The sequence below is a fragment of the Kitasatospora sp. NPDC058965 genome (assembly GCF_042741245.1).
Classification (GTDB): Bacteria; Actinomycetota; Actinomycetes; order Streptomycetales; family Streptomycetaceae; genus Kitasatospora.
This window is the reverse complement of record NZ_JBHYKG010000490.1, coordinates 1-4,269: the sequence shown is the minus strand read 5'-3', so window position 1 is coordinate 4,269 and position 4,269 is coordinate 1. Positions and strand designations below refer to the sequence as shown.

Annotated in this window: 2 protein-coding genes and 1 pseudogene; 1 reads left to right on the top strand and 2 read right to left on the bottom strand. The window is 80.4% G+C overall.

Translation table 11 applies throughout. The annotated features are described in order from the left end of the window. Positions 1–585 (top strand): annotated as a pseudogene (locus tag ACFW1A_RS39105) (hypothetical protein); the annotation flags it as partial. Here ACFW1A_RS39105 and ACFW1A_RS39100 read toward each other — a convergent pair. Both ACFW1A_RS39100 and ACFW1A_RS39095 read right to left on the bottom strand, forming a co-directional pair. After that, entirely contained in the window at positions 515–3,718 is a 3,204-nt protein-coding gene (locus ACFW1A_RS39100) for a S8 family serine peptidase (protein ID WP_380418212.1), read from the bottom strand. The pseudogene ACFW1A_RS39105 and the gene ACFW1A_RS39100 overlap by 71 nt on opposite strands. A gap of 99 nt (positions 3,719–3,817) precedes the next feature. After that, positions 3,818–3,988 (bottom strand): hypothetical protein, encoded by a 171-nt coding sequence (locus tag ACFW1A_RS39095; RefSeq protein WP_380418214.1) that lies wholly within the window; start codon positions 3,986–3,988, stop codon positions 3,818–3,820. Positions 3,989–4,269 lie beyond the last annotated feature (281 nt).

The following is a 4,269-nucleotide window of genomic DNA, read 5'->3' as shown; positions in this document are numbered from 1 at the left end:
GGCCGCTCGGCGTTCCTGTCCGCCCCCACCCTGCCCGGCGAGCTCGGCCTGCCGGACGGCGGGCTGCTGCCCGTGCCGGGGCAGCAGCCCGCCGTCGCGCTGCCGGTCCTGGCGCTCGGGCCGGTGCCGGCGGACGGGGTGGTCCGGGTGACGGTGCGGGCCGGGCTCGCCACCCAGGTGCCGGCCCGTCCGTTCGGCTGCCTGGACCCGGGCGGACCGGCCCGGGCGGTCGCGGCGGTCGCCGCCCGCACCGTGCAGGTGCACGCGGGCGGCCACGCGATCGGCGCCCGGCTGGTGCCGGGGAGCACCGGGACGGCGGTGCTGGCCGTCCCGGCCGTGCCCGGCTGGCGGTGCGCCGTGGACGGCGGACCGGAGCGGGACCCGGGCACCGCGCAGGGACTGCTGGCGGTCGACCTGGGGACCGGCGCGGACCGGGTGGACTGCACCTTCCGGCAGCCGGGCCTGGCCCCGGGCCTGCGGGTTTCCGCGGCGGCCGGCGCGCTCTGGCTCGTGGTCACGGGGTGGAACCGGTGGCGCCGCCGGGCGGCAGGCTCAGGACCTGGGCCCGCTCGCCGTCGCGGTTGAGCTGGTGCACCACCAACAGCCGCGGCCGGTCCGCCCCCGCCCACCGGACCCGCAGCGAGGTGCCGGGCAGCTCCGGGGCGAGCACCGCGGGCGAGCCGTCCGCCGCGGTGACCGAGACCGCCGGGTCGGCGGCGTCGAGCGCCAGCGCCGGCCGCCCGTCGGCGAAGCCGATCGCGCTGAGCGCCTTGGCCGGGTCGGGCACCGTGCCGGTCGGCCCGGTCCACACCGCGTAGCGCAGCCGGCCGCGGCCGGGCCCGGGCAGCGCGGCCGCCCGGACCGGCAGCAGCACGGTGTCGCTGTCCAGCGGGCCCCACGCCGGCCCGCCCAGCGGCTGCACGTCCAGCTCCGCCCCGGTGCGCGCGTCCAGCAGCCGGGCCACCAGCACGTCGCTGCCGCGCAACCGGTCGGCCAGCACCAGGGCGTCCGGCACGCCGTCCCCGTCGGTGTCCAGCGAGACCCGCACCGCGGTGGCCCCGACCGGGGTCGCGGCCGGCGCCCAGCCCACGGCGGCGAACCAGAGCAGCCCGCCGCCGCTCGCCGCCCCCACCGCCCGCAGGTCGGCCGCCCGCTCGGCCGGGTACCCGGCGCACGGGTCGGCCCCCGGGCAGTCGGGCCACCGCGGCCCCTCGCCGCCCAGCGCGAAGGCGCTGACCAGGGAGACGGGTCCGGCGCGGTCGACGGCCGGGGTGCCGCTCAGCACCAGCCGGTCGCCGCTCGGCCGCGCGGTCAGCGCGGAGGCCGGGCGCGGCGCCGCGAAGAGCGGCACCCGCAGCTCCGGCGGCCCGGCCTGCGCGGGGGTGAGCAGCAGCTGCCCGGAGAGCTCGCCGCGCCAACTGCGCGCCCGGCCGGCCTGGGTCAGCGCCAGGCTCGGGTCGGGCGCCCGGCCCAGCGGCTCGGCCGCCCGCAGCACCACCCGCACCCGGGCGCTCTCCCCCGGCCCCAGCGCCAGCCGGTCCGGCGTCAGCTCGAAGCGGGCGCCGGGCAGTTCGGTGGCGGCCTGGTAGCCCACCCGGTAGCCGAGCGGCCCGGCGGACAGGTTGCGCACCTCCACCTCGCGGCTCTGCTCCACCGCGCCCAGCACCGGCACCGGCCCGAACGAGACCCCGACCGCGCCCGCCGGCTCGGCCGCGTAGGCCACCGCCGGGGTGGCCACCGCGAGTTCGGCCCGCACCCGCCCCGCGCCCACCCGCTCCGGGCCGAGCAGCGGACCCGAGCGGTCGTCCCCGGCGTGCACGCCCGTGGCGGTGTTCATCAGGGCGGCCTTCACCTCGGCCACCGACCACTGCGGGTGCGCGGCCCGCACCAGCGCCGCCGCACCCGCCAGGTGCGGGGCCGCCATCGAGGTGCCGTCCTCCCGGACGCCGCCGGTGCCGCTGCCGGCCCGGGCCGACCAGATGGTCTCGCCCGGCGCGGCCAGGTCCGGCTTGACCACCCCCGGCACCCCGATCCCCCGCGAGCTGAACGCGGCCACCGTGTCCACCCGCTCGGGCTGGTCCTGGGCGACCGAGCCGCGCAGCGCGTTGCCCGGGGCCGCCAGCTCCACCCGCACCTCGCCCTGCTCCGCGGCCCGGCGCAGCGCCGCGCCGTCGGCCCGGCCGAGGATGGCGGCCGGGATCCGCTCGTCACCGCTGAGCTCGCCCAGGTGGTCCCCGTCGGGGGCCAGCAGCACGCCGACGGCGCCGGCCTCGGCCGCGTGGTCGGCGCGCGGGGTGGAGCCGCAGGCCCGGTCGGCGTCCTGCACCGCCCAGTCCAGCAGCGCCACCCGGCCGCGCAACCGCTCGGCGTCGGCCGCCGAGAAGGCGGCGCAGCCGTCGGCCTGGTCACGCGGGCGGGCCAGCGGACCGGCCACCTCCGCACCGGCCCAGGACGGGTAGCCGGCGCTCCAGTGCGCGGGCAGCACCCCGGCCAGCGCGGGCGGCGCGAGCACCCGGATCCCGTCCGCGTCCCCGTGCCCGCCGACCGAGGCGGCCACCGCGATCGCCCGGGTGGCCACCCCGGGGCTGCCGCCGACCCCGAACACGTCGCCGTCGTTGCCCGCCGAGGCGACCACCACGGTGCCGGCCTCGGCCAGCCGGTCCACGGCCAGCGCGTCGGCGTCGGCCGGGTCGCCGAAGCCGCTGCCGAGCGAGAGGTTGACCACGTCCAGCCGCCGGCCCAGGTCGCCGTTCTGCTGCGGGTCGGCGGCCAGGTCGAGGGCGTGCGCCAGCTGGTCGGTGGAGCCGTGGCAGCCGAAGACCCGGATCGGGAACAGCCGGGCGCCCGGGGCCACGCCCGGGGCCACCCGGAAGGCGGCCGGGTCCAGGCCCGGGCGGTAGGGGCCCTGGTAGGCGGCGCCGGCGGCGGTCACGCCGAGGCCGGCCACGGTGCCGGCCACGTGGGTGCCGTGCCCGTTGCGGGCGCAGTCCAGCGGGTTGGGGCCGGGGTGCGGGACCGGCTGGTAGCCGGGCGAGCCCGGGTCCGGGTCGTAGTCGTCGCCGACCAGGTCGGTGCCGCCGGGCACCTTGGCGGTCGGGAAGAGGGCGGTGCGGGCCGCGCCCCGGGCGTCCCGGTAGGCGGCCTCGGTGCCCGGGCCGCCGAAGTCGGCGTGGGTGTAGTCCAGGCCGGAGTCGATCACGCCGACGGTGACGCCCTCGCCGAGCGTGCCCGGCGTGCCGGACCAGACGGCCGGCGCGCCGATCAGTGGCACCGAGTGCCCGTTGGACTGCTGCTTGAGGCTGATCGGGTGCACCGCGCGCACCCCGGGCAGCCGGCGCAGCGCGGCCAGCCGGGCGGGCGGCACCCGCACCGCCAGGCCGGTGACCAGCGCCTGGGTGCGGTAGAGCTCCCGGCTGCCGGGACCGAGCGCGCGGGCCAGCGCGTCCAGCGCGGCGCCGGCCCTGGCCCGCTGGGCGAGCCCGGCCGCGGCGGCGGCCCGGCGCACCTCGGCCGGGGAGCGCAGCGCGCGCCGGGCGCCCTCGGCCGCGCGGCGCCAGGCGGGCGCGGCCGGTTCGGTGTCCAGTTCGAGCAGCACCGCCTGCGGGGCGGCGGCGGACCGGGCCGGTGCCTGGGCCTGGGCGGCCGAGACCGCGGGGGCGGCCAGCAGCACCAGGACCAGGGCGAGCCTGGCCGGCAACGAGGATGATCGGGTACGCACCGGTCCAGGATCGAGCCTGTCCCGGTGGCACGCCGGGGAAATGACGCGATGTCAGGCCAATGGCCCAACGCCGGCGCGGGAGGTCGGGCCGGCCGGCCTTCAGTGGCCGGTCACGCCGCCGTTGTCGCGGCGGTCCAGCGCCCGCTGCAGGGCCGCGGCGGCGGCCTGGTTGGGTTCGGTGCGCCGGCGCCGGCGGCGGGCCGGGAGGGCGGCGGTGCCGGGGACGGCGGCGGAGTGGTCACGGCCGAGCAGGTCTGCGGTGGGGGGCATACCGGGCTCCTTGGTCCAGGGGGCGCACAGCGGCGCCGAGTGAGGGAGGAGGGAGGTACGCCAGGCGGGGATCGCCCGCCACGGTGCGTACGTGCACGCACGGCCCGCTCGCGCCGGACGTTCTGGTGGGGTCCAGGGCGCGGGGTCACCGGGTGCCATTTCAAAGTACGCCCGTGCGCTGCCCGTGTCAGCCGAGTTAGTTGGATTTCCTAGTATCTGAGACGGGTCTCACCCCGACGGCCGCACAGCACGGGGCCCGGACCGCGCGCGCGGTCCGGGCC

Bases quoted from the DNA above. Each gene is read 5' to 3' on its own strand.
- ACFW1A_RS39095 (WP_380418214.1), bottom strand. From the start codon at position 3,988: ATGCCCCCCACCGCAGACCTGCTCGGCCGTGACCACTCCGCCGCCGTC.